Source organism: Chitinophaga sp. HK235 (genome assembly GCF_018255755.1).
Classification (GTDB): Bacteria; Bacteroidota; Bacteroidia; order Chitinophagales; family Chitinophagaceae; genus Chitinophaga.
Genome location: NZ_CP073766.1, coordinates 5,192,941 through 5,216,524 on the forward strand (window position 1 = coordinate 5,192,941; position 23,584 = coordinate 5,216,524).

A 23,584-nucleotide genomic window follows, 5' to 3' on the forward strand; every position below is an offset into this window, starting at 1 on the left:
ACCAGGTATCCCTCCGGGGACACCATGAAGTGATCAATACCAAAAAGATAACATTGACGAGGGAAACTCAGGGATAAACTACTGTTTAAAGTCAGTGGCATCGAGGTATGGGACAGATGACCGACTGCTGGGATATTGTGAGATGGAGAAGTATACAGGTGTGTACAGGATATGTTTCTTCCTATAAAAAGACAGGCTACGGACCCTCGTCCACCGGCGACTGCTATTGATATGGAAACGGGCGCATTTATTTTCTAATACGCCCGTTTCTGAATATTATGGTTCAAAGACAAATGTCGTCTTTCCGTTCTGGATCTGCATCCTGAGTGGTTCGCTGAGCGGGCTTTCGTTCTGAAGCCTGTCGAGTGCTGTTACCACATAGGTGTAGAGTTTACCCTTTACGTACGTCAGGTCTTTGTATTCCGGATCAGAGGACTGTGGAAGGATAGCGAGTATCTTCGTTGGGTCGCTGACGTTAATAGATTCGTTTTGCTCAAAACGATACAGCACGTATTGTTTGGTGCGGCCGCTGGTATCATCATCTGACCAGTGTATTTCCAGGCCTCCCTGCTTTTCAAAGGCATCTATAAAATAAGGAGGATACGGTGTGGTGTTGGGCAGCCAGGGCATCAGCGGACGCAGCGCCGGATATTTGTAGAAATGGTTGCGCAGGGAGTCTTCGATACCGAGGGGATTGCCTCTGAAAGACTTGGCACTGTAGAAGATGCTGCCCTGAACGGTGTTGAGGGTACGGACTTCTTCGATCTGCCTGGGCAGTTCATCCGGATTTTTCCAGGCGGCGCTGCTGCCTATCCGGTATACACCGTGTCCGATAAATATATTCCGGCCGTATCCATGCTGGCTCCACCAGTTGAGCAGCACTTCATAATCGGCAAGGCGATGACCCCGTTCCCAGTACAATTGAGGGGCTGCATAGTCTATCCAGCCTTTTTTCAGCCATTTTAATATATCTGCATAAAGATCATCATAATTGGTCATGCCTCCGCGTGTGTAAGAGCCTTCAGGGTCTTTGCTACGATCGCGCCATACGCCGAAGGGGCTGATCCCGAATTTTACCCAGGGCTTTTCAGCCTTGATGGCTGTACTCAGCATTTCAATGATGGCATCTACGTTGGCTCTGCGCCAGTCGTCTTTCATCACACCATTGCCATAGAGGCGGTAGGAAACATAATCGGGAAATTCCTTGCCCGGCACCCGGTATGGATAAAAGTAGTCATCAAAGTGAACGGCGTCGATATCATAGCGTTTAACTACATCCCGCACGATCATGGTAACATAGGTCCTTACCTCCGGGATACCCGGATCGAAGTATTTTTTGTTATCGTAGGTGAGAAACCACTGTGGCTTCAGACGGGTGATGTGATTGGGTGCCACATTGTTGCGGCTTACATTAAACACGGCCCTGTAGGGGTTGAACCACGCATGGAACTCCATACCGCGCTTATGTGTTTCTTCAATCATAAACTGAAGCGGATCATAATACGGGTTGGGTGCCTGTCCCTGAGTGCCGGTGAGGTATTCAGACCAGGGCTCGTATGGAGATGCATAGAATGCATCTGTAACCGGACGTATCTGTGCTACCACGGCATTCATGCCGTTACGCTGCATCTGATTAAGCAAATCGATGAATTCCTGTTTCTGCTGTTCTGTGGGCAGGCCCCGTCTGGAAGGCCAGTCAATATTTTCCACTGTGGCGATCCACACCCCTCTCAATTCCCTTTTGGGGGGTAACTGTGCCGATGCCTGTTGCGCTAAACCCACACACAAGGCTACGCCGGCTAATAATTGCTTCAACATCTACCTTATTTAAACCGTAAGATGCGAAAATAGCAAAAAGGAAGTCTGTTTTTATCGCTAATTATATGATTCTTATGCAGGTATGATCAGGGCTTGTTTTCCATCTTCACTTTAAATGCAGAAGCTTCATCATTTCCGGGCATATAGGAAGCGGGAATGGTGGTATTACCATTGCGGTGGGCATGGTATTGCGGTGACATGATTTCCACACCAGCCTCATTAAAATGGTCCTGTATCTGTTGGTTCAACAGGGAGTATATATGAGCCATCTGATGGGACTGATCGGTGTAGGCATTTATTTCGTAGGCCACGGAAAAGTCGTTGAGTGCAGTTTGCAGTACGAAAGGTGGACGGTCTTGTAAAATACCTTCGGTGGCGAGGGCAGCCTTGATCAGCAGTTCATGTACCTGTTTCCATGGGGTATCATAACCGATGGTAACGGTAGTATGCAGGATCAGCCCAAGATCCTTACTGGAAGAGGTGAAGTTGACTGTGTGGCCGTTTAATATGCTCGCGTTGGGTACGGTGATTTCTTCATTTTTGATGGTACGCAGCCTGGTCACCAGCAATGTTTTTTCGATCACATCGCCGGTGATCTCTCCTATCCGGATACGGTCACCAATTTTGAACGGGCGCATATAGGTGATTACGAAACCGGCCACCACATTGGATATGGCAGATGATGATCCCAGAGAGAACAAGATACCCAGAAATACAGACACGCCCTGGAATATTTTGGAGTCAGAGCCAGGCAGGTATGGAAAGATCACTACAAACATAAAGGCATACAGCAGGAACTTAATACCGCTGGCGGTAGGCCAGGCCCAGTCTGTATAAAAGCCATTGATCTTCAGGTTGCCGTTGGCGATTTCCGCAGCCAGGTAATTGACCAGCTTCACCAGGAAACGGGTCACCAGGTAAACCACCACAATGGTGAGTAGTTTGGGGAGATAATGGAAGATGCCGGCCAGCATGGCTTTGATGGGCGATAACGTCCAGTTAACCAGCTTATCAGCGATACCTTTTGTCCAGGGGAAAATGCTGAAGACAAAAGGCAGGGTGATGTAAAATACCAGCAGTATCAGTACGATACGTGCTACCCGGAGCACATTGTACATGATGCTGAGTTGTTTCTGCTGGTTGAGCAATGCATAGTCCTTCACCTTTACGCCTTTAAAATAGCGGTCTTTCTCTTTTACCAGGCGTCTCCGGAGGTATCTGAACAGGCGGTTGATACAGAAAACGATGATGCCGAAGATAAGCAGGATCAGTGTGAGCCATGCAATGCGCACCAGTATGTGCTGCAGGCTGTTTTGTTCTTTTTGCCGGGTGATGGCCTGACGTATGATAGCAGTGTATTCGCCGGCTACCTGGTTTTTATCCTGATCAAGCCACAGGGCATCGTCGTCGGTCACAGTGAGGAGAATAAGGTCATTATATACTACGTCCGCATTTTCTTCATTGAGGAGTACTTTGATGGAGTCTGCCTCGAAGAGGGGATCGTTTTCCAGTAGCTGTAGTTTATGGGCTGTATTGGCGGCACGGTCGCTGGGTTTAAGCGGACCGAGTTTATTATATACCCGGAAGAGCGTATCGTTGAATGGGGCTACCGGTATGCCGGGAGTGATGGCTTTTAATTGGCTGATACGTTCCCGTTGGCTGGCTTTTTTCAACGAGTCGGCCTGTTCGAGGTTGGCCAGCTGTTGCTGTAGCGCTTTTTTTCGTTGGTCATTATCATTCTTTAATAACTGTATCTGTTCTTCGAGACTGGCTTTTGCGGCAGCATCGGCTTTCAACAGGGAGTCGCTTTGCCGTAGTAGCCGTGTGGTGGCAATTAACCGGTCGTTGTTGGCAGAATCGTACTGTGTTTTACTGCTGTCCTGTGCATGGACATGCTGCAGGATGGTAAGGAGTGTTAATAAAATCGACAAAAAGAATCTCATTCCCGAAGCTTTCACTTAATGTACGGAAAAATTCCGTGGGCGGGAATAGCTGCAGGCAATAATACCGGGAATTTATAAAGACGGAACGGTTTAGATTTTCCGCTGCATGTACTGAGAATAATCCGGAAGGATTACTTCATAGTCCTGATGCATCAACGGAGATGTGAGGAGGAAGTCGGCAGATGCGCGGTTGCAGGCCACGGGGATATTCCATACTACGCCCAGGCGCAGCAGCGCTTTGATATCCGGATCGTGTGGCAGTGCTTCCATGGGGTCCCAGAAGAAGATAATCACATCGAGTGCTCCTTCCGCTACCAGCGCGCCTATCTGCTGATCGCCGCCGAGAGGGCCACTCAGCAGTTTCCTGACAGAAACATCCAGTGCTTCCTCTATCAGCTTGCCGGTGGTGCCGGTAGCATATAGTTCATGGCGGCTTAATACTGTTTTGTTGTAGGTAGCCCACTCAATCAGTTCGGCCTTTTTGTGGTCGTGTGCGATCAGTGCTATCCTTTTGCGTGCTTTCAGCGTCTTTGTTATCTGCATAGGCTACAAAAGTAATAAGCCGCCAGTAAAAAATAAATGTGAAATTTAAATAATATTATCGTCCGTCGACTGTATTAAAAGTGGTCAGGTCCCGATCAAAGCTATAGAGGCCGCCTTTGTCTTCACCGATGATCTTCAGTTTGTCGAGGATATGACGGGCCATACGTTCTTCTTCGATCTGTTCGGTTACATACCACTGCATAAAATTGTGGGTCGCGTAGTCTTTTTCGTTCAGGGAGAGGTCTACCAGGTGGTTGATTTCCTTGGAAACTTTCAGCTCGTGGGTATATACCTGATCAAAAATATTGTGTAAGTCCTTGAATTTCAGGCCGGGCTGTTTTAATGCGGGGACAATGCCGTGTCCGCCTCTTTCATTGATGAATTTCAACAGTTTCAGCATATGCACTCTTTCTTCATCAGAATGCCGGTAAAGAAACTGTGCAACGCCGTTATAACCTTGTACTTCGGCCCAGGAGGCCATAGCGAGGTAATACTGTGAGGAGGCGGCTTCCATTTCTACTTGCTGGTTCAGGGCAGCTTCAATTTTTGAGGAGAGTTCTTTCAATAACATGACCTTAAATTTTAATGTAAATAAGAGGAGGGGCAGCGTGGATAATAGTATTGTTGCTGCTTATAACGTTATTGTAAAATTCGATGAGGTTTTCCACATGACCGGGCAGAAATTCTGCCTGGAAAATGCTACCTTTGTCAGGAAAATTAGGATAAAATGATTAAAACAGGAAATCCGATCATCAGCATATATACGGAAATGACACCCAATCCGGAAACAATGAAGTTTGTGGCTAACAAACTGTTGTATCCGGGCAAAAGCATTGATTTTCCGGATGAAGCCAGCGCAAAACCATCACCCCTGGCGATGGAATTGTTCAGCTTCCCTTTCATCAGGGGAGTATTCATCATGGCCAACTTCATTACGCTTACCAAAACCAGTGAAACAGACTGGAACGATATAATCCCTACGGTAAAAGCCTTCCTGAAGGAGTACCTGGAGGATAACCGCCCTGTTATCAACGAAGACGAAGTGGTAGTGACCAAATCCACCGCCAGCAACGCCGTAAGTGCTGATGACAGCGACGTAGTAAAAAGAATTAAGGAACTGCTGGAAAACTATGTGAAACCTGCGGTAGAAATGGATGGCGGCGCCATTCAGTTCAAAGGCTATGATGCCGGCACGGTTACACTGATGTTGCAGGGTTCCTGCTCAGGCTGCCCGTCTTCCATGATTACGCTGAAATCCGGTATTGAAGGGATGATGAAACGTATGATCCCTGAAGTGAAGGAAGTAGTGGCAGAAGCAGAATAAGCCATAGTTGAGTGAATGATAGTGTTAAACGAAAGCACAGTCTTTATTGGCTGTGCTTTTTTATTTTTTTGTTTTAGAATTAGCGACAATGAAAGGATTACTGGTTTTGTTGACCGGACTGGCCATAGCTGCCCAGCCGGTACAGGCACAAAAAAAGAAGAACATTGACAGCAGCGCTGCCATTATCACCTACGGGATGCGCAGCAACGGAAAGGAATCCGGTAGCGGACTGCAACTGATCATCGACCACAACAGGGCACATATCATTCCCGGCGGACCTGCTCCCAAAGAACAACAATACCTCGACCTGACTGAAAAAAACACCTATCAGGTGCTTGGCACTCCTAACGGGAACATCTACACGCTAAAGAAACCCTTTGGAGAATATACACAGGCCGAACTGCTGTCCGGCACTGATACCATCCTGGGCCAGGTATGTAAAAAAGCCCGCCTCTTTATCCGCTCCAACACCATCGAAGTATGGTACACCGATAAACTGGCCCTCAAAGGAACACCCAATCTTACCATCGCACCCGGATTGGGCCTGGTACTCAAAATAGTACGCAACGGCAACAGCGAAACCTACGCCAAACAGATCACCTACCGCAAAATCACACCTGCAGAACTGGCCTGGCCTTCCCAATTCGGACAACAGGTAGACGATGCCGCCTATATGCGCGAAGTCATCGACAGCCGCTACACCACCCTGCCGGTGTTTGAACAGGAACAGATCAGCTGGGGCAACAACAACACCAATCCTGCCGATAATCAGACCGGCCTCACCTATCACTATGCCGGTGGTACCGTGATCCTCAAAAAGGTAAAACTGCCAGCTTCTAAAAAGGGAGAAACCATGTTCGCTGAACTGGTGCAATACTCTAACGGTGACGCCTATGACCGTACCGGCTCTGTATTCATGATCCCTACCGACAAAGCAGCCTCTTTCCTGGACGGCCTCCGCAAAGGCGCTGCTGCATTGCCAGTGTTTACCGCCAGAAACGGCAAACAATATCAGGGTATGGTGGCGACAGACAACTATCTGCCTGCGCTGGAAATACTCCGCTTTTTCACACCATTTGGTGTACATCATTTCAACGACCAGGTGAAAATCAAAGGTTATCACTGGGCTGATTCCGTGATGTACAAACAGGATATCACAGAACTGCAACACAGATTACAGGGAGAAGTATGGCTGGGTGTATACATCGGCAACTACGACAAAGGTGGTCATAAGGTAAGCCTCCGCTTTAAATACTATCCCGGTGATGCAGAAGATGAAAACACATCCACGCCCAACTGGAGCCTTCCCATCTTCAACACTACCAACCTGATGGAGATGGCTGGACAGGAATATCCTTCCCTCTTCGATAAGGATTCCCTGACCGTCACCGTCAATATTCCTGAAGGTATCCGTAACCTGCAGCTGCGTTATATCACCACCGGCCACGGCGGCTGGGGCGGCGGCGATGAATTTAATCCCAGGCAGAATGAAATATTTGCAGACGGAAAAAGAGTGTATCACTTCATCCCATGGCGCACCGACTGCGGCACTTACCGCCTGTCTAATCCGGCATCCGGCAACTTCGGCAACGGACTGTCTTCTTCAGACCTGAGTCGTTCCAACTGGTGCCCGGGTACGCTGACATCACCAGTGTTTATTTCACTGCCAGACATGACGCCGGGTATACACACTATCCGTGTGGCCATTCCGCAGGGCGCTCCTGCCGGCACTAGCCAGAGCTTCTGGGATGTATCCGGAACACTGATCGGTACATTGAAAAAATAATTCATTCGCTGCAATACTTACATTTGTTTTATGAATGATATCATAGCGGGTTTGCAAAACAGCCTTCATGAAATGACATGGCTGGAAGCTATTGCAGTGCTATTTGCCGTATTGTCGGTCATCTTCCAGAAAAAAAACAATATTCTCGTATATCCTACCGGTATCATCAGTACCGGTATTTATACCTATCTCCTGTCCAGAGAACATTTTAAACTCTATGCAGACGCTACGCTCAATGCCTATTACCTGGTGATGAGCGTTTATGGGTGGGTATACTGGGCCCGGCAGGGCCCGGCCAAACCAGCGGTGAAGATCAGCCGGAGCACTCCACGGGAGATGACCATGGCGATCTTCATCGCCTTGATGGGCTGGGCTGTTTTTTATATACTGCTGGTGAATTTCTCCGATTCCAATGTGCCGGTTATGGACGCCTTCATTTCTGCCACGGCCTGTGGCGGTATGTGGCTGCTGGCCAAAAGGAAACTGGAAAACTGGATACTGCTCAACATATCCAACTTTGTGGCGGTGCCCCTGTTGTTTTACAAGCATCTATACCTCACCGCATTCCTGACCGTCTTTTTGTTTATCATCGCTATCTTCGGATATCTCAGCTGGCGTGAGGCAGTGCAGGAACAGGAAATAACGCATTCATGAAAAAAGTAGTAGTCATAGGGCCTGAGTCTACAGGCAAAAGCACCCTCAGCGCAAAACTCGCGGAACACTTTCATACGGTGTGGACACCGGAATATGCCCGTGAATACCTGGAGAAACTGTCACGCCCCTACGAACAGCACGACCTGCTGGCGATTGCCGAAGGACAGCTCCGGCTGGAACATGAACTGGCCGCCAGGGCCAATCAGGTGCTGATCTGTGATACCGATCTGTATGTGATAAAAGTGTGGAGTGAACATAAATACCAGGAATGCGATCCCCGCATCCTGAAAGAGATAGCGACGCAGCAATGTGATCATTATCTGCTGACCTATATAGACCTGCCCTGGGAAGAAGATCCCCAGCGCGAATATCCTGATCCGGAGATGAGGACTTATTTCTATCAGGTGTACAGGGATATCGTGATGCAGTCCGGGGTAACCTGGACGGATATACGAGGTAGTTATCAGCAGCGGGAAGCGCTGGCTATCGAAGCCGTAACGCGGTTATTACAATCGTAAGGACTATTTAAGGCCGGTAACGAGTTCCATGATATCCGGATCCGGCGCGAGGTTACGCATCTGTATCAATATTTTCCGCTGTCTCCAGGCAGTTATCCGGGCCGGCGGATTAACAGTATACTTTACCGGATTGGGAAGACTGGCCGCAATCATGGCGGATTCTTCCCGGTTCAGACTGGCGGCATTCTTGTTATAGTAAGCCTGTGCTGCAGCTTCTATACCAAAGATGCCGTCGCCCGTTTGGGCCACATTGAGATACATTTCCAGTATACGCTGTTTACCCCAGATCTTTTCGATCATAAAAGTGAAATATACTTCCAGCCCTTTCCGTACCCAACTGCGACCCTGCCAGAGAAACACATTTTTAGCCACCTGCTGACTGATAGTGCTGGCGCCTCTTATCTTCTTGCTGGTTTGGTTGTGTTTCATCGCCTTTTCGATGGATTTGTAATCGAAGCCATCGTGATCAGGGAAGAGCTGGTCTTCGCTGGCGATGACGGCCAGTTTGGCGTGCTGGGATATTTCATCGTAGCTGACCCAGGTTTTGTGAAGCGTTTTGTCTGTGCCCCACAAGCTGAACCAGCTGGATATCATGGTGAGCGTAATCGGTGGATTCACCCACCGTAGTATGATAATGTAGACTAATTGTGCGACAAATAGGACCAGCAATACCCGTTTCAATCTTCTCCACGTTCTGGGGACAATGCCTTTTAACTTCATTCAACGTAGGTTTAGAAAAATCGGGCTGAAAGGTAGGAAGTAATTGTGGAATTATGAATTACAAATTGCAGATTAAGTTATAGTGAGTATATAATTTGGTAAATTTACACTAGCAGCAAACGAATACTGCGCAGGTTGTCATTGAGCATTTTTCATTTCTAATCATTAATGTTATGCTGTTGAACGTACACCCGGAAAATCCGAACCCACGTCATATAAAAACGATTATCGAATGCCTCAGGGATGGAGGTATCATTATCTATCCTACAGATACCGTATATGGTCTGGGCTGTGATATTACCCAGCACAAGGCGATTGAACGGATTGCCCGTATCAAACAGATAGATCCTAAAAAAGCACATTTTTCCTTTATCTGCTATGATCTGAGCCATCTGTCAGACTACGCCAAAAGTGTAGACACGCCGGTGTTCAGGATGTTGAAAAAGGCGTTGCCAGGCCCTTATACTTTTATCCTGCCAGCGAGCAAAATGGTACCTAAACTGCTGAAAACCAAAAAGGACACTGTGGGTATCAGGGTGCCGGACAATAATATCTGCAGAACGATCGTAAAAGAACTGGATAATCCGCTGATGAGTACTACCCTGCCGATAGAGCATTACGTGGAAGAATATACGGACCCGGAAATCATTTATGAGAAATTTGGGAAGGTGGTAGATATTGTGGTAGATGGAGGTCCTGGAGGGATGGCATTTTCAACGGTGGTGGACTGTACCGGTCCGGAACCGGAACTGATCAGGGAAGGCCTTGGTAGTTATGACGCGATTTCCTAAAGTTTACTTCAGATAATAAGATGATAAAACGTTGGATAACAGTTTGTTTGATCATGGGACCTGTTTTAGCGCAGGCGCAAACGCTGTTGCGGAAGCCGGTCCGGCTCCTGCCGGCAGGTAAGCCGGTGGGATCTGTTCTGGCCTTTCGCCCCGCTCCCGTTTTTTCCCGGCCGGCAACGATGGTATATCCAATAAATCCCCTGGCACCCAATGCTTATTATGACCAGCATTTCGGCTTTTTTTGTAAACAGGAATGGACCTGGCAAAAACATACAGGCGTCCCCGTTAAATTAAGGTTAGGCAACTACGATTATACCCAACGTTACGAAGGAAAATGAATCCAACACATTAAAAAATAATCAGTTAAAAACGAATGCTTGACTCCGTCAAATAAATATATTTGACAAAAGCAATTAAATAAAAAATCATTTTAAAAACGAAGCCCACATTGATTTTACGTCAATGTGGGCTTCGTTTTTAAAAAATATAATCATCTGCTTCCATCTTCCCATCAGGCGAATCTGCATTGAGCTTCGCTCATCAGGAGAATCAGCAGCATCAGCATTCATTAGAGTTTCAGCTTCTTCGCGATTTCAGCCGGCAGTGCTTTTTTGTTGACCATAAAGCAAGTGGTTTTGTATGCGAAGTAAGGCATGGAAGCGTAGAAATATCCCTGGCCGAAGTTGTCGGTGCCCCAGGAGTTTTTCACGCGGAAGTATTTGTTGCCGTTCTGATCTTTTACGATGCCTACGATGTGCATGCCGTGGTCGTCCTGTGTTTCGTAGTTATCGAAGGCCAGCTGGCGTACTTCGGGGGTGATGGTTTTTTCTGTTCCTGGCTGGAGGAACAGGTTTTTCTTTTCTTCAGCAGACATATCGGACCAGTCTTTTTCTGGAACGATGGCCAGTCCTTCTTTGAAGTTGAAGCCTTTTTCGCTTACGTCAGCAGCCCAGGCGAGCGTGTAACCGTTGGTTACGGCTGTTTCCGCAATACGGGTGAAATCGTCGAGGGCTACGTTGTAAACTTTTTCCCAGTTCCAGTTATCCGGCACTTCCAGTACAAACTGTGAGTTGTACGGGTGGTGGGTGAAGGAAGAGATCAGGACATAATCATCCGCATTGAGGCCCAGTTCTTTAGCAAAGGACTGCGGCGTATAGGATTTGCCGTTATAGGTGAATTTCTCAGGAGCTTCGCCCATGTAGCCGTTCAGCACACCATCGAAAGCTTTTTTCCAGTCGGGGTTGATGTTACCATTGGCATTGCCGATGGTTTTCGCCAGACCTTCCAGGAGGTTTTCCATTTCGGCGTGGTTGTACATTTTACCCTTGTTACCATCGTAAGCGCTCTGTGGTACGAGGCCGTATTCACGCAGGCAGAGCAGATCGTCAGGGAAACCACCGCCTTCGCCGAAGTTGGCTTTGCCATGCATCCTTACATAGTTGGTGGCTTTCAGTGGGTACATTTTACGTACAACGAACATTTCGCTCAGATTAAGGCCTTTGCCTTTACCATTACGGAGCAGTTCAGACTCAAAAAAGGACAGGCCGGAGAAAGACCAGCAGGTACCGGTGCGACCCTGGTTCTGTACATCTCCAGCATCCATATTTTTAATAACGGTAAACTGGTAGCGGCTACCCTCCACATTGGTGCTGGTTTGTGCAAATGCTGCGGTGCTGCAAAGCATAGCTGCACTAATCATCCATTTCTTCATGAGTTAAGACAGGTTTTTAGACAAGAGCCAAAAATAAGGGAAAGGAGGTATTCATCATGAGAAAAGATGGATGAACGGAAGCCTGCTACAGCATTACATCGTTTTTATTGTTCCTGATATTGTACTCTGGTAATTTCCCACTCCCAGAGATCTTCATTTTCTTTGTTTTTAACAGTGCCGACAAAACGCATTCCTGCTTTTTGTAATATCTTAACGGAAGCATTGTATTCTTCTTCGGTATGGGCAATGACTTTTTGTACGTATGAGTGGCCAAAAGCGAAGCGGACAAGTGCCTGGGCCATTTCGGAGCCCAGCCCCTGTTCGCGGTAGTCCTGGGATATTTCATACCCCATCTCCACTATGCCCTGATGGTTGGGTTTGCCCTTAAAGCCACCAGCACCAATCAGGCGTTTATCTTCCCGGTGAATAACCAGGTAAAAAAACCATCCCAGCATGGATGGGTCATTGCGTAATTTGTCATATGCTACCAGCACCATTTCGGGATATTCGGTCCAGCCTTCCGGAACGGTGATGCCCAGAAGATCGGCGAGTGTATCATTGCCTTGTAATAGCGACTCAAAGTGCTGCAATGTACAAGGCAACAATTGTAGTCGGGGAGTTTGAATCATGTTCTGAAACTAGTAAACTGTTTTGGGAAATACAAGAGGTTATCAAAATTGCGCATCTGCGGAAATGAACAGCGAATACAAGCAGAAAGTCTTAATAGTCAACTATATAGACGTCTGCTTGTACTTTACTATTCATCACAGGAATGCCGTTTTATTAGTGGGCCTGCAGCCAGTTTTCGCCGGTTCCCATTTCTGCTTCTACAGGAACGGTCAATGGTAATGCATTTTTCATGCATTCCATTATCAGGGGTTTAATGATGTCGAGTTCGGAACGATGGGCGTCAAACACCAATTCGTCATGCACCTGCAGGATCATTTTTGATTGCAGCTTTCTCTCTTTAAACGCCTTGTGAATAGCGATCATGGCCAGTTTGATCATATCAGCGGCCGTACCTTGTATCGGCATGTTGATCGCATTCCTTTCTGCATAGCCACGTACTACCGCATTGGAAGAATTGATGTCTTTCAGCCATCTTTTTCTGCCCAATATCGTTTGTACGTAACCGTTAGCTTGTGCAAACTGTATCTGATCATCCATATATTTTTTAATGGACGGATACTGTGCGAAATAGTTATCGATCAGTGTTTTGGCTTCACTTCTGGCGATGCCCAGGTTTTCCGACAGCCCGAAAGCACTCACACCGTAGATGATACCGAAGTTCACGCTTTTGGCGTTGCGACGCATTTCGGAAGTCACTTCTTCCAGCGGCACGTTGTACACCCTGGCGGCGGTGGCTGCGTGAATGTCTATCCCTTTACGGAAAGCATCGATCATCTGTGCGTCTTCACTGATGGCCGCGATGATACGCAGTTCTATCTGTGAATAGTCAGCAGACAGCAGCACATAATCTTCACTGCGGGGCACAAAAGCTTTCCTCACTTCCCGGCCGCGGTCAGTGCGGATAGGAATATTCTGCAGGTTCGGATTGTTGGAACTGAGACGTCCGGTTACTGCTACTGCCTGATTGTAGGAAGTGTGTACACGGTTGGTCCGTTTGTTGAGCATTAACGGTAACGCATCTACGTAAGTTGACTTCAGCTTGCTGAGCTCACGGAAGATCAGGATGTCTTCCACGATCTTGTGTTTGCTGGAAAGCTTCTGCAGTACGTCTTCTCCGGTGGCATACTGTCCGGTCCTGGTTTTCTTGGCTTTCGGATCCAGTTGTAATTTTTCAAACAGTACCTCACCCAGTTGTTTGGGAGATGCCAGTTTGAATCTTACGCCGGCTTGTTCGTACACACTTTCTTCTGCACGTTTTATTTCTGTTTCCAGTTCGCGGGAATAGTCGGCCAGTGCCACTGTATCGATGGCAATGCCTTCATACTCCATGTCTGTCAGCACTTTCACGAGTGGGTTTTCCACATCGTAAAAAACTTTTTCCACGCTTTTCTGTGGCAGCATTGGCGCGAAGGTATGTTTCAGCTGTAAGGTGATATCAGCATCTTCTGAAGCGTACTCTTTTATTTTTTCCACTTCCACGTCCCGCATGCTGCCTTGTCCCTTCCCTTTTTTACCGATCAGGGATTCGATGGGTACAGGCTCGTATTGCAGGTATTGTGCACTCAGCGCGTCCATGCTCCTGCGGCCTTCCGGCTCAACGAGGTAATGGGCGAGCATGGTGTCAAAAAGAGTGGTGGTAACATCCAGTCCGTACCATTTGAGTACCAGCATATCATATTTGATGTTCTGGCCTACCAGTGTGATGGAAGGGTGCTGAAAGAGTGGTTGAAACTCATGCAGGATGGCCTTGGCAGCCTCATGGCTGGCAGGCATGGGAATGTAGTAAGCGGCGCCTTTTTTGTAGGAAAAACTCATACCCACAATGTCGGCCTCGTTGGCATCGGTGCCGGTGGTTTCTGTATCAAAGGCTACCTCCTGCTGTTGGAGCAGGGAAGCCAGCAATTCGGCTCTTTTTTCCGGTGTGTCTATCAGCACATAATCATGGGGCGTATTGTGGATATTTTTGTCCGGAGCGAGGAAAGTGGTGGCTTCGATGGTCTCTTCTGCTTCAGCCACGGCTGTTTCCACTGGCTGACCGAAGAGGTCGGTTTGCACCACTCTGGCTTTGGCTTTGGGTTCAGGGGCGCTGCCAGCGAAAGCGAAGCTGTCACCCAGCACTCTTTTGCCGAGGCTTTTGAATTCCAGTTCTGTAAATATTTCCGACAGTTTTTCCTTGTCTATCTCCGACAGGCTAAAATCTTCTTCATGAAATGTTACCGGTACATCGGTGATGATAGTGGCCAGTTCCTTGGACATCAGGGCGTTTTCACGACCTGCCTTGATTTTTTCTGCCATTTTACCGCCGATGGCATCTGCATTGGCCAGCACATTTTCGAGGGTTTCGTATTGTGCGAGCAGTTTCATAGCTGTTTTTTCACCAACGCCGGCGATACCAGGGATATTATCCACCGCATCGCCCATCAGACCCAGGATATCAATTACCTGGTGTACATCTTTGATCTGCCATTTTTCGCACACTTCCTTAGGGCCCAGGATTTCTTCCTTGCTACCCATGTATGGCGGTTTGTAGATGAACACGTTGTCTTTTACCAGCTGCCCGTAGTCTTTATCGGGTGTCACCATATACACCGTATAGCCAGCGTCTGCGGCTTGCCAGGCAAGTGTTCCGATCACATCATCGGCCTCATAGCCATCCAATTCCACCACCGGAATATTGAACCCTTCGATGATCCGTTTGATATCAGGGAGGGCATCCAGCAGATCTTCAGGCGCATCTTCACGGTTGGCTTTATAATCGGTAAAAGTAGTATGGCGTTCTGTGGGCGCATGTGTATCAAAAGCTACAGCCAGATGGGTCGGTTTTTCCTTATTGATGAGATCCAGCAACGTAGTGGTGAATCCAAACTGCGCATTAGTATTACGTCCGGTGCTGGTAAGCCTTGGATTTCTGATCAGTGCATAATATGCCCTGTAAATCAGCGCCATGGCGTCCAGTAAAAATAATTTCTTTTGCATTACTAAACCTACAAGAATTAATTTGATGCACAAAATTAAGATAGTACCACAATATTCACGCAGAATGTAATTTTAACCTGGAAATAAGTAGCATATGAGCAAGATATATCATTTGTCCACCTGCAGTACCTGTAAAAAGATCCTTGAAGAAATCAAGGCAAAAGAAAGAGGAATTGCACTACAGGACATCAAAAAAGAAAAAATTACACCGGAGCAGCTCGAAGAGATGCATGCCCTGGCCGGAAGCTATGAAGCCCTGTTCAGCCGCAGATCACAACAATACCGTCCGATGGGCCTTCATGAGAAGACGCTCACTGAACATGATTACCGCGATCTGATTCTGCAGGAATATTCTTTTCTGAAACGTCCCGTGGGAGTTGCTGCAGGAAGGATTTTTATAGGGTCTGAGGTTAAACAAATGTAACTATGATTCTATGTGATGATGCTGATTCTCCTGTTGAACGGGATATCAGCATCATCACATAAATCTCGCTTACAGTTTTGTTATGAAGTTTTTTACCACATCCTTGTACAGGTACATGTCCTGATCGTGGTGGAATGATTTGAAGGGAAAGCGGGCTGCTTCGTCGAGGGCGGTTTTAAGATTAAACTGTTCCTGAGGAATGGAATAGAAATAACCTTTTTCCATCAGGTATTCGCCGAGGTATACCTGTTCTGACTGGCCGGGAGTAGGCACCAGGATGGCTCTTTTGTTGAGCTTGGCCAGGTCCATAAGGGTAGTGTAACCAGAACGGCTCAATACCATGTCGGAGGCCAGCATGGCTTCGTTTAACTCTTTGGCGTTCAGATGGTTTACCTGGGTAACGCCGGGAGCTACCTCTTCATGGTAGGGGGTGCCGGGTTTTCCGCTGACGATCAGTGCTTTAAGTGAGAGTGTTTTTACCTGGTCGAGGATCAGTTTCTCCAGGTTGGAGCGTTGAGGCTCGGGACCGGAGATGAGAACCAGCAGGTCGTATTTTTTTTCGATGTCTGTGCGAGGCTCAAAGCGGCTCAGACAGCCGATATAGGTCGTGTTGGCAGGGAGTTGCGCAGGATGGGCCAGTTCACCGGAAAGGTTATTGTTGCCGGCAAAATCAGGAATCCAGCAGGCGCTGTATTTACGGATAAAGCTGTAGTTGAGTTTCTGCAGGGTCCTTTCTATCCAGCCGCCGAAAGGTGTTTTGATCAACAACTGATGTGTGATGAAAACGGTGGGAATTTCCTTGTGGTACAGACCGAAGCGGTTGTCGGAGATGACGGCACTGATCTGGTATTCTTTTACCACTTTATTCAGCCAGCGTTGTTCATATTTTATCGCGCTAACGATCTTTGGAATTTGTTGTATGATCTTGATTCCGAAGAACTTGCCTTTTTGTGCATACTGAATGCGGTAGCCGGGGAGCGGTAAAATGGTGATTTCCGGAAATTCCTGTTTTAACAATGCGGCATGCTTGCCTTCGGCGGCAATAAAAACCTGCGCGCCTGCGTTAAGCATTTCATAGATGAGCGGAATATCGCGGGTGGCGTGTCCGAGGCCCCAGTCCAGCGGCACGATTAAAATTTTTACGGGAGGCAGGATTGTGGACAAATAAATTGGATTTTTTTTGCGAATTTAGCTTAAATTACAAAGGGTGATTGTTAAGAAAAGGTAAACTCTTAGAGGGAAGGATTTATATTTAACTGGAAGTATATTAATTAGCAATATGAAAAGGCTCAAATGGATGGTGATCTTTTTTCTGTGTGGAAGTTTAACGGTGACAGGTTGCAAAGTATTTAAGAAAAATGATTGCGGTTGTCCCACTATGAACAAAAAACGAATGCATTAAAGACTCATCTGACACCAAACATTGAAAACGATTTTTACCTTATCTTTTTGGATTATCCCATGAAAACCTAGCCAAACAATATTTCGGGGAACAGTCAAAAATTTTTTCATGAAACCGGTAGATAGAGATTTATTAATCCTGCTACATGAAGATAGGTACACAGAGCAGCAGATCCAGTCTGCTGTAAGGCAGATCAGTGAGATGTTGTCCTTAATTGAAACGATGGATTATCTGTGCGCAGTAATGGAGGTAGTAGATTGCAACAAAAGCAGAATTACCAGCAAACGATCGGCGCTGGAAAAAGCAATTTCCCGCAAAGCACACAAACCTTTTGAGTTCATTATTCATCGGAACTAGCAGTAGCGCGTCACACATCACAATTCCCGCAAAGTAGCCATTGCCAGCTGCTCATCGCTTCATTGTGCATTTTATTAAATTCTTGTTGTACGTTTGCCATCAAACAAACCCAAATAAGTGATGGCAGATTTTTCGCACCTGCAGGATTTTTTGCAACCTGTTTCCAAAGCATTTCTGAATGATGATCTGGAGTATGATGCATTCCAGATCGGAGGTGTTATTGATGCTTATGAAGAAGACCATCATCCGGACCTGGATGCTGCTGATATTGTATTGCTGGGTGTAGGAGAAGAAAGAGGCAGTGCCAGCGGCAAAACCGGCACCCAAGGCCCCGACGCCATACGCCGGGAATTTTTCCGCCTGTATAACTGGCACCGTGATATCAAACTGGCCGATGTCGGAAACCTCCGCTCCGGCGCTTTCCTCGCAGATGCCTATGCAGCTATGAAAACAGTGGTCGGAGAACTGATACAGGCCAATAAAACCGTTATCATACTGGGTGGGTCACATGATCTTACCTATCCCCAATATAAAGCCTATGCGGCTCATCAGCTGATCATAGAAGCTACAGTGGCCGATGCACTCATCGACCTGCAGGAAGAGTCTTCCCTGCGCAGCGAGCGGTTCCTGATGGACATTCTCACTGAACAGCCCAACTATCTCCGTCATTATAATCATCTTGGTTTCCAGAGTTATTTCGTACATCCGCGCATGTTAGAAACACTCGACAAACTGCGTTTCGACTGTTACCGCCTGGGCCGTATCCGGGAGAACATAGAAGAAGCAGAACCCGTACTGCGCCATTCCGATATGTTCAGCCTCGATATCAATATTATCCGGCATACAGATGCACCGGCCAATCACCTCTCTCCCAACGGCTTCAGTGGCGAAGAGGCCTGCTCTCTCACCCGCTATGCCGGCATGAGCAGCCGCCTGTCTTCCTTCGGTATCTATGGTTATCGCCCCGAAAAAGACAAAGAACAACTTACTGCACGTCAGATCGCGCAGATGATGTGGTACTTTATGGACGGACGTTCTGTGAAAAATAAAGAAGCACTCCTCGAAGACCGCGACTCTTTCTGGGAATTTCATATAGCCTTCTCCGATATAGAAACCGTATTCCTGAAAAGCAAACGTACCGGCCGCTGGTGGATGCAACTACCCGACCAGGAGTTTGTGCCCTGTGCTTACAACGATTACCTGCTGGCCAGCAACAATGAAATGCCGGAACGCTGGTTGCGTCATCAGGAAAGAATGTAAATCATTTAGGGATTTAGTCATTTTTTTATTTGGTGATTTAGCTTTACATCAGCACAAATCACTAAATAAAAAAATACCTAAATCTGTAAATCAAGAAGGGCCGTAACCCTGTCTTTTACATAGGCAGCTTTGTTGTCGGTGGAGATCATGTCATCATCAAGCCCGTTCATGGTGCTTTTATGCATCTTTTCCACCCGCTCATCTATCTTACGGAAATATTCTTCCCGCTTCTCTTCCCATGCTCCCTGTTCTGTTTGCAGGGCACGTAGCTTGCCCGGATCGATCTGGGTGTAAAGACGCTGAAGGGTACTGTGCAAAAGGCTGTCGAGCTGCTTGTAATAAACAAGCGCACAGCTGTAACTATTACTGCCTTTAGACAGGCAATGCTGATAACGGATTTCCAGTGAGTCCAGGGCCGCTTGGCGCGACTGGGCATATGCATTACTACACAGAAATACCGCCAGTATAAGGATAAGGTTTCGCATAGGCGCTGTGTGTGAACGCCAAAGATAACGAAATTATTATATAAATATATGATGTAATTTGTTTGGGTGGCCCCCTCTGAGATTTTGCTGCGTGCAAAGAGGATAATGTCAACCCCAAAAGCCTTTACGGCAGGCGTTTTCGCGGCTTCGGAAGTTCACCGTAAACCTTACTCTGTTGCACCTACAGATCCGGTGCAGGTTTCGCCGGGAGGAAGTCCGTTCAGCCAAACCCGGAGGGCTTCGGTCCGCTGGTTGGTTAGCTCCGCCAGATAATTGGACTTACATGCCGGGAACATACTACCATAACTTTTGGCAGATTCAGGATACATAGCTTTCAGTTGCGCATCGCGAAGCTGTACCCACAGTCTTTGTGCTTCTTTAAAATTGTTGATGAAAGTTTTGTTGGCCGTGTATTTTTTCAGGATCTCCTGGTATATCGTATTCAGTTTTTTGTCAGCCTCCTTGTATTCCAGTCCGGCCTGTTTGTTCATCTCTGCCTGTGTTTGTGCAACACCGGCGATGCTGCCGGCCATTAATAACAGTGCAATAAAGAATGATTTCATATGGTGATAGTTTAAGGATGAATACTGATACTTCGGTTGATTTCAGACGGCCGGAAAAAACGTATCCTGCCTTGGAATATTGCAGGATACGTTCTCTTAGTATATTTTCTGATGGCATCAGATCACCACCAGTTCGTAGAAATCAGCGGGCGAAAAATATTGTTTCGCCAGTTGCTGGAGTTCTTCCGCAGTGATGGTTTTGATGGTTTTAATGTTATTGTAGAAATAGTTTTCGTCCAGATCATTGAGGATCAGGTTTTTCCAGCGTTGTATCACCTGGAAGGTACCATCCAGATCGCCGAGGATGGAACCGACCATATAGTTGCGCACGAGGTCCAGCTCTTCCTGGGGTATTGTTTCGTTTTGCAGGATTTGCAACTCTTTGTATACTTCTTCGATAGTGGCTTCACACACATCTCTGCCGGCTTCTGTCTGGATATTGATGGCACTTACCTGTCTGAAGTTATAGAGCTGTGAATAGATACCGTAAGTATAACCTTTTTCTTCCCGGATATTGCTCATCAGTCTGGAGCCGAAGTAGCCTCCCAGGATGGTGTTGAGCACCAGCATTTTAGGGAAGTCAGGATGATAGCGGTTAGGGAAAGGGCGTGCTACGCGAATAGCACCCTGTACCCCGTTTTCATCGTTGAAAATGCGGAATTTTTTTTCTTCTGCTGGTTGTATCGGCAGGTCCAGTTTGATCAGATTGGATTGGCCATTCCATTGGCTGCTGCCGAAGTATTTATTCAGCAATGCGATCATGTTGGCAGGCATATTACCGGCAACAAAGATGCGGCAGTTATTGTACGTATAATGCTTCTGATAGTAGGCCCGCAGTGTTTCGGACTGCAGCGCATCATAAGCCATCATGCTGCTGACACGGCCATAGGGATGGAATTCACCAAACAGGTATTTATCGATGAAACGATTGGCCACGAAATCGCATTTCTGCAGGTTGACAGCCAGCTTCTGTTTCTGGTTTTGTTTGTAGAGCTGTAGCTCTTCTTCCGGAAAGATAGGATCGAGGATGACTTCCTGCAGCATGGGCAGCAGTACCTCTGTATGTTTGGAGAGGCAGTGCAGCGTAAACGTGGCGTTTTCATGGTAGGCATTACGGTTCAGGTATGCGCCATGATAGTCGAAGGTTTCGTTGATCTCCAGGGCAGTATGTTTACTGGTACCGTTTTTCATGAGAAAGTTGGTAGCCGTGGCTTCCAGGCTTTCACTTTCGTACCAGGAACCTGCCGGAAATACCAGTTCCAGCTGCAGTGTTTCCTGCTCTTCCGATCTGAGGGCATAGACGGGAATACCGTTGTCCAGCTTAAATAGTTCGTAAGGCTTCAGCGTTATATCAAACTCCACTGCATCTTTAATGGAAGGAGGAATCGTTCTGTTCATAATGTCTCATTTATGCCGTGCAAAGGCCGGGAGGGCCTAGTTTTCGGCGTAATAATAAATCGTGTTGGCATTCTTTTCATCAAAGAGCAGTTGGGCTTCTCTGTGAATATCGGCGGTTGTTACGACTTCGTAGTTTTCAAACTCTTTGTTCATCAGGCTGGCATCTCCCAAAAGCTCATAAAAGGCCAGGTTGTTGGCACGGTTGAGCAGGCTCATATCTTCAAATGCCAGGAGGCTTTCCACACGGTTTTTCACTTTCTGCAGTTCCCGGTCTGAAATGATTTCGTTCTGTAGTTTCTCCAGTTCGACCTGAATGGCTTTCTCTGCATCCTTCATCTTAACACCTTTCACCAGCTTACCTTCAATGGTCAGCAGACCGGCGTCGAGGCTACCGAAATGATAGCAGTCAATATTACTGAACAATTTCTTCTCTTTCACCAGCACCTGATGCAGACGGGAAGAGCTGCCACCACCAAGGATATCGGTGATCAGGTCAGCCGCGTAATAACGTTTGTCTGCCCGGGGATACATATGATAACATTTGTACAGCGCATCCAATGGAACATTGGCTTTTACCTCCAGTTTATGTGCTTCTGCCTGCGCTGGTTCTACCGGCAGGTTGCGATTATATTTTTCTCCGGAAGGGATATCACCAAACCATTTCTCTGCCAGTGTTTTTACCTGTTCTACAGTCACATTGCCGGCTACGGAAAGGATCGCATTAACAGGACGGTAAAACCGGAAGAAGAAGGCTTTCACATTTTCCAGTTGGGCATTCTCGATATGGGAAAGTTCTTTGCCAATGGTCATCCAGCGATAAGGGTGCGTGGAAAATGCCAGTTCACGCATCTTATGCCATACATCGCCATAGGGCTTGTTGATATAGTGTTCCTTAAACTCTTCTGACACTACTTTCCGCTGAACGTCCAGGCTTTTTTCGCTGAAGGCCAGTGAGAGCATGCGGTCGCTTTCCAGCCAGAAAGCCGTCTCAATGTTTTCAGCTGGCAGCTGGATATAGTAGTTGGTAAGATCGCTTGTAGTGTAGGCGTTGTTCTCCCCTCCCGCCATTTGCAGAGGCTCATCATATTCGGGAATATTAACAGATCCGCCAAACATCAGGTGTTCAAACAAATGGGCAAAACCGGTCTGTTCCGGGTTTTCGTCTCTGGCTCCTACGTCGTACAATACGTTTAATACGGCCATAGGTGTGGAGTGGTCTTCGTGAACAACGACCCGCAGCCCATTAGCCAACGTAAATTTATTATAATGAATCATAATGTAATATTAGTGTAAAAGTAAAAATAGGGGAAAAAACAAGGAATTGCGCATTCAGGGGCAGGAATTGCGGAGGATTTACCGAAAGGTTTTTTTATTCGATGTACAACTCTTTTTTTGAATAGTTGATGATAACGGTAAACTGTTTCCAGATATCATAACCAATAGAGCCGGCTATTTCCGTGAACACGCCAACATCGTTAATGTCTTTACTGTAGCTGACAGGCACGTTGGGAATGGTTTTACCACCCAGTTGCATGGAAGGTATGTTGCTGTTGATATAGTAAAGCACCCTGACCATATCCTGTACCCGGTCTGTGTTGATGGTAGGCAGACTGTTGATCCGGTTGGAGTCTACATAAGGCCAATTAAACAGGATACCGTAATCTCCGCCGGTAGTGATATGGTAATGACCGGGAAGATTCCGTCCGTCGGGTAGCTGGACGGCTGCATCTACTACTGGGGTGGTATAGTTGAGCTGAAAGTGCAGCAGGCGGCCGGTATTGCCTATTGGCGTTTTGCCGTTGCGGTACAGTACCAGCTGCTGTTGCCGGTAATCAATTTTAACGATGTAGAGTTTAAGCAGGTCTACTCCGATCACACCATCTATCTGTCCGATATCGTTGAGGTTTTCGAGATAAGCCTTCACGTAGGGAATGCGCAACTCTTTCAGGTATAGTGCGTTGAGCGTTACCACCAGGGTTTTGATCATGGCGTTGTTAGTACCGCTCATGAAGGACTGATGTCCGCTGTTGATACGCATCTTCTGCGCCACATGCTCATGCAGGATGGTGATTTCCGCGCCGCTATCAAACACAAAATGAAGGGTATCTGTACTGCCGGACAGCATTACAGGAATGACTACCTGTTTGTCTACCATGCGAAAAGGAATAACAGCCACCGGTTTGGTATTGTCCTCTGCCGGTGTTGTGTTTCTTCGTTGTGCAAAAGCAGGCATGAAGGTGTTAAAGGATATGATGATTACGGTCCCTAGAAAACGCCACAT

Annotated in this window: 23 protein-coding genes; 9 read left to right on the top strand and 14 right to left on the bottom strand. The window is 47.1% G+C overall.

Annotated features, from left to right (window positions below; translation table 11 throughout):
• Window positions 1–276: 276 nt before the first annotated feature.
• The 4 genes from KD145_RS19385 to KD145_RS19400 form a co-directional block, all read right to left on the bottom strand.
• Window positions 277–1,818 (bottom strand): glycoside hydrolase family 10 protein, encoded by a 1,542-nt coding sequence (locus tag KD145_RS19385; RefSeq protein ID WP_212000950.1) that lies wholly within the window; start codon window positions 1,816–1,818, stop codon window positions 277–279.
• 86 nt (window positions 1,819–1,904) lie between these two features.
• Window positions 1,905–3,761, bottom strand: coding sequence for a mechanosensitive ion channel family protein (locus tag KD145_RS19390; protein WP_212000951.1), 1,857 nt, complete (start codon window positions 3,759–3,761; stop codon window positions 1,905–1,907).
• Between the two features lie 90 nt (window positions 3,762–3,851).
• The gene (locus tag KD145_RS19395; RefSeq protein ID WP_212000952.1) at window positions 3,852–4,304 is read right to left on the bottom strand and encodes a methylglyoxal synthase; all 453 of its coding nucleotides are present in this window, start codon (window positions 4,302–4,304) and stop codon (window positions 3,852–3,854) included.
• A 55-nt stretch (window positions 4,305–4,359) separates the two neighbouring features.
• Window positions 4,360–4,875: a ferritin gene (locus tag KD145_RS19400; RefSeq protein ID WP_212000953.1), complete on the bottom strand. Its 516-nt coding sequence runs from the start codon at window positions 4,873–4,875 to the stop codon at window positions 4,360–4,362.
• 156 nt (window positions 4,876–5,031) lie between these two features.
• Here KD145_RS19400 and KD145_RS19405 point away from each other — a divergent pair, with 156 nt between their 5' ends.
• From KD145_RS19405 to KD145_RS19420, 4 genes are all read left to right on the top strand, one after another.
• Complete coding sequence (locus KD145_RS19405) at window positions 5,032–5,628, top strand: NifU family protein (protein ID WP_113616071.1); 597 nt, start codon at window positions 5,032–5,034, stop codon at window positions 5,626–5,628.
• Window positions 5,629–5,716: 88 nt separating this feature from the next.
• Entirely contained in the window at window positions 5,717–7,414 is a 1,698-nt protein-coding gene (locus tag KD145_RS19410; RefSeq protein ID WP_212000954.1) for a PNGase F N-terminal domain-containing protein, read from the top strand.
• A 30-nt stretch (window positions 7,415–7,444) separates the two neighbouring features.
• Window positions 7,445–8,068, top strand: a complete 624-nt coding sequence (pnuC, locus tag KD145_RS19415) for a nicotinamide riboside transporter PnuC (RefSeq protein ID WP_212000955.1) — start codon at window positions 7,445–7,447, stop codon at window positions 8,066–8,068.
• Window positions 8,065–8,586 carry an AAA family ATPase gene (locus KD145_RS19420; protein ID WP_212000956.1) on the top strand — a complete coding sequence of 174 codons (522 nt, stop codon included), beginning with the start codon at window positions 8,065–8,067 and terminating at the stop codon, window positions 8,584–8,586. The genes pnuC and KD145_RS19420 overlap by 4 nt, the downstream gene beginning before the upstream one ends.
• A gap of 3 nt (window positions 8,587–8,589) precedes the next feature.
• Here the strand turns inward: KD145_RS19420 and mtgA are convergent, their stop codons facing one another.
• On the bottom strand, window positions 8,590–9,306 hold the full coding sequence (mtgA, locus tag KD145_RS19425; RefSeq protein WP_113616067.1) for a monofunctional biosynthetic peptidoglycan transglycosylase: 717 nt from the start codon (window positions 9,304–9,306) through the stop codon (window positions 8,590–8,592).
• Window positions 9,307–9,479: 173 nt separating this feature from the next.
• Between mtgA and KD145_RS19430 the strand changes: the two genes are divergently transcribed.
• Both KD145_RS19430 and KD145_RS19435 read left to right on the top strand, forming a co-directional pair.
• Entirely contained in the window at window positions 9,480–10,097 is a 618-nt protein-coding gene (locus tag KD145_RS19430; RefSeq protein WP_113616066.1) for an L-threonylcarbamoyladenylate synthase, read from the top strand.
• A 53-nt stretch (window positions 10,098–10,150) separates the two neighbouring features.
• The gene (locus KD145_RS19435) at window positions 10,151–10,435 is read left to right on the top strand and encodes a hypothetical protein (RefSeq protein WP_212000957.1); all 285 of its coding nucleotides are present in this window, start codon (window positions 10,151–10,153) and stop codon (window positions 10,433–10,435) included.
• Between the two features lie 230 nt (window positions 10,436–10,665).
• Here the strand turns inward: KD145_RS19435 and KD145_RS19440 are convergent, their stop codons facing one another.
• The 3 genes from KD145_RS19440 to polA all read right to left on the bottom strand — a co-directional run bounded on the left by KD145_RS19440 (window position 10,666) and on the right by polA (window position 15,414).
• On the bottom strand, window positions 10,666–11,808 hold the full coding sequence (locus KD145_RS19440) for an aminopeptidase C (RefSeq protein ID WP_212000958.1): 1,143 nt from the start codon (window positions 11,806–11,808) through the stop codon (window positions 10,666–10,668).
• Window positions 11,809–11,912: 104 nt separating this feature from the next.
• Complete coding sequence (locus KD145_RS19445; RefSeq protein WP_212000959.1) at window positions 11,913–12,437, bottom strand: GNAT family N-acetyltransferase; 525 nt, start codon at window positions 12,435–12,437, stop codon at window positions 11,913–11,915.
• Window positions 12,438–12,591: 154 nt separating this feature from the next.
• Window positions 12,592–15,414 (bottom strand): DNA polymerase I, encoded by a 2,823-nt coding sequence (polA, locus tag KD145_RS19450; RefSeq protein WP_212000960.1) that lies wholly within the window; start codon window positions 15,412–15,414, stop codon window positions 12,592–12,594.
• A gap of 94 nt (window positions 15,415–15,508) precedes the next feature.
• On the opposite strand from polA, the gene KD145_RS19455 reads away from it, so the two are divergent.
• A complete protein-coding gene (locus tag KD145_RS19455) occupies window positions 15,509–15,838 on the top strand; it encodes an arsenate reductase family protein (RefSeq protein ID WP_212000961.1) in 330 nt (109 codons plus the stop codon).
• A gap of 69 nt (window positions 15,839–15,907) precedes the next feature.
• Here the strand turns inward: KD145_RS19455 and KD145_RS19460 are convergent, their stop codons facing one another.
• Window positions 15,908–17,002 (bottom strand): glycosyltransferase, encoded by a 1,095-nt coding sequence (locus KD145_RS19460; protein ID WP_212000963.1) that lies wholly within the window; start codon window positions 17,000–17,002, stop codon window positions 15,908–15,910.
• A gap of 346 nt (window positions 17,003–17,348) precedes the next feature.
• Here KD145_RS19460 and KD145_RS19465 point away from each other — a divergent pair, with 346 nt between their 5' ends.
• Window positions 17,349–17,597 carry a hypothetical protein gene (locus tag KD145_RS19465; RefSeq protein WP_113616059.1) on the top strand — a complete coding sequence of 83 codons (249 nt, stop codon included), beginning with the start codon at window positions 17,349–17,351 and terminating at the stop codon, window positions 17,595–17,597.
• A gap of 120 nt (window positions 17,598–17,717) precedes the next feature.
• The gene (locus KD145_RS19470; protein ID WP_212000965.1) at window positions 17,718–18,857 is read left to right on the top strand and encodes a formimidoylglutamase; all 1,140 of its coding nucleotides are present in this window, start codon (window positions 17,718–17,720) and stop codon (window positions 18,855–18,857) included.
• 77 nt (window positions 18,858–18,934) lie between these two features.
• On the opposite strand, the gene KD145_RS19475 is transcribed toward KD145_RS19470, so the two are convergent.
• The 5 genes from KD145_RS19475 to KD145_RS19495 all read right to left on the bottom strand — a co-directional run bounded on the left by KD145_RS19475 (window position 18,935) and on the right by KD145_RS19495 (window position 23,584).
• Window positions 18,935–19,342 carry a lysozyme inhibitor LprI family protein gene (locus KD145_RS19475; protein WP_212000967.1) on the bottom strand — a complete coding sequence of 136 codons (408 nt, stop codon included), beginning with the start codon at window positions 19,340–19,342 and terminating at the stop codon, window positions 18,935–18,937.
• A gap of 167 nt (window positions 19,343–19,509) precedes the next feature.
• Window positions 19,510–19,905, bottom strand: a complete 396-nt coding sequence (locus tag KD145_RS19480) for a lysozyme inhibitor LprI family protein (protein ID WP_212000968.1) — start codon at window positions 19,903–19,905, stop codon at window positions 19,510–19,512.
• A 117-nt stretch (window positions 19,906–20,022) separates the two neighbouring features.
• A complete protein-coding gene (locus KD145_RS19485; protein WP_249219450.1) occupies window positions 20,023–21,303 on the bottom strand; it encodes a pitrilysin family protein in 1,281 nt (426 codons plus the stop codon).
• Between the two features lie 36 nt (window positions 21,304–21,339).
• Entirely contained in the window at window positions 21,340–22,578 is a 1,239-nt protein-coding gene (locus tag KD145_RS19490) for a pitrilysin family protein (protein ID WP_212000969.1), read from the bottom strand.
• Window positions 22,579–22,672: 94 nt separating this feature from the next.
• Window positions 22,673–23,584, bottom strand: coding sequence for an aspartyl protease family protein (locus tag KD145_RS19495; RefSeq protein WP_212000970.1), 912 nt, complete (start codon window positions 23,582–23,584; stop codon window positions 22,673–22,675).

Bases quoted from the DNA above. Each gene is read 5' to 3' on its own strand.
- KD145_RS19385 (WP_212000950.1), bottom strand. From the start codon at position 1,818: ATGTTGAAGCAATTATTAGCCGGCGTAGCCTTGTGTGTGGGTTTAGCG.
- KD145_RS19390 (WP_212000951.1), bottom strand. From the start codon at position 3,761: ATGAGATTCTTTTTGTCGATTTTATTAACACTCCTTACCATCCTGCAG.
- KD145_RS19395 (WP_212000952.1), bottom strand. From the start codon at position 4,304: ATGCAGATAACAAAGACGCTGAAAGCACGCAAAAGGATAGCACTGATC.
- KD145_RS19400 (WP_212000953.1), bottom strand. From the start codon at position 4,875: ATGTTATTGAAAGAACTCTCCTCAAAAATTGAAGCTGCCCTGAACCAG.
- KD145_RS19405 (WP_113616071.1), top strand. From the start codon at position 5,032: ATGATTAAAACAGGAAATCCGATCATCAGCATATATACGGAAATGACA.
- KD145_RS19410 (WP_212000954.1), top strand. From the start codon at position 5,717: ATGAAAGGATTACTGGTTTTGTTGACCGGACTGGCCATAGCTGCCCAG.
- pnuC (WP_212000955.1), top strand. From the start codon at position 7,445: ATGAATGATATCATAGCGGGTTTGCAAAACAGCCTTCATGAAATGACA.
- KD145_RS19420 (WP_212000956.1), top strand. From the start codon at position 8,065: ATGAAAAAAGTAGTAGTCATAGGGCCTGAGTCTACAGGCAAAAGCACC.
- mtgA (WP_113616067.1), bottom strand. From the start codon at position 9,306: ATGAAGTTAAAAGGCATTGTCCCCAGAACGTGGAGAAGATTGAAACGG.
- KD145_RS19430 (WP_113616066.1), top strand. From the start codon at position 9,480: ATGCTGTTGAACGTACACCCGGAAAATCCGAACCCACGTCATATAAAA.
- KD145_RS19435 (WP_212000957.1), top strand. From the start codon at position 10,151: ATGGGACCTGTTTTAGCGCAGGCGCAAACGCTGTTGCGGAAGCCGGTC.
- KD145_RS19440 (WP_212000958.1), bottom strand. From the start codon at position 11,808: ATGAAGAAATGGATGATTAGTGCAGCTATGCTTTGCAGCACCGCAGCA.
- KD145_RS19445 (WP_212000959.1), bottom strand. From the start codon at position 12,437: ATGATTCAAACTCCCCGACTACAATTGTTGCCTTGTACATTGCAGCAC.
- polA (WP_212000960.1), bottom strand. From the start codon at position 15,414: ATGCAAAAGAAATTATTTTTACTGGACGCCATGGCGCTGATTTACAGG.
- KD145_RS19455 (WP_212000961.1), top strand. From the start codon at position 15,509: ATGAGCAAGATATATCATTTGTCCACCTGCAGTACCTGTAAAAAGATC.
- KD145_RS19465 (WP_113616059.1), top strand. From the start codon at position 17,349: ATGAAACCGGTAGATAGAGATTTATTAATCCTGCTACATGAAGATAGG.
- KD145_RS19470 (WP_212000965.1), top strand. From the start codon at position 17,718: ATGGCAGATTTTTCGCACCTGCAGGATTTTTTGCAACCTGTTTCCAAA.
- KD145_RS19475 (WP_212000967.1), bottom strand. From the start codon at position 19,342: ATGCGAAACCTTATCCTTATACTGGCGGTATTTCTGTGTAGTAATGCA.
- KD145_RS19480 (WP_212000968.1), bottom strand. From the start codon at position 19,905: ATGAAATCATTCTTTATTGCACTGTTATTAATGGCCGGCAGCATCGCC.
- KD145_RS19485 (WP_249219450.1), bottom strand. From the start codon at position 21,303: ATGAACAGAACGATTCCTCCTTCCATTAAAGATGCAGTGGAGTTTGAT.
- KD145_RS19490 (WP_212000969.1), bottom strand. From the start codon at position 22,578: ATGATTCATTATAATAAATTTACGTTGGCTAATGGGCTGCGGGTCGTT.
- KD145_RS19495 (WP_212000970.1), bottom strand. From the start codon at position 23,584: ATGTGGCGTTTTCTAGGGACCGTAATCATCATATCCTTTAACACCTTC.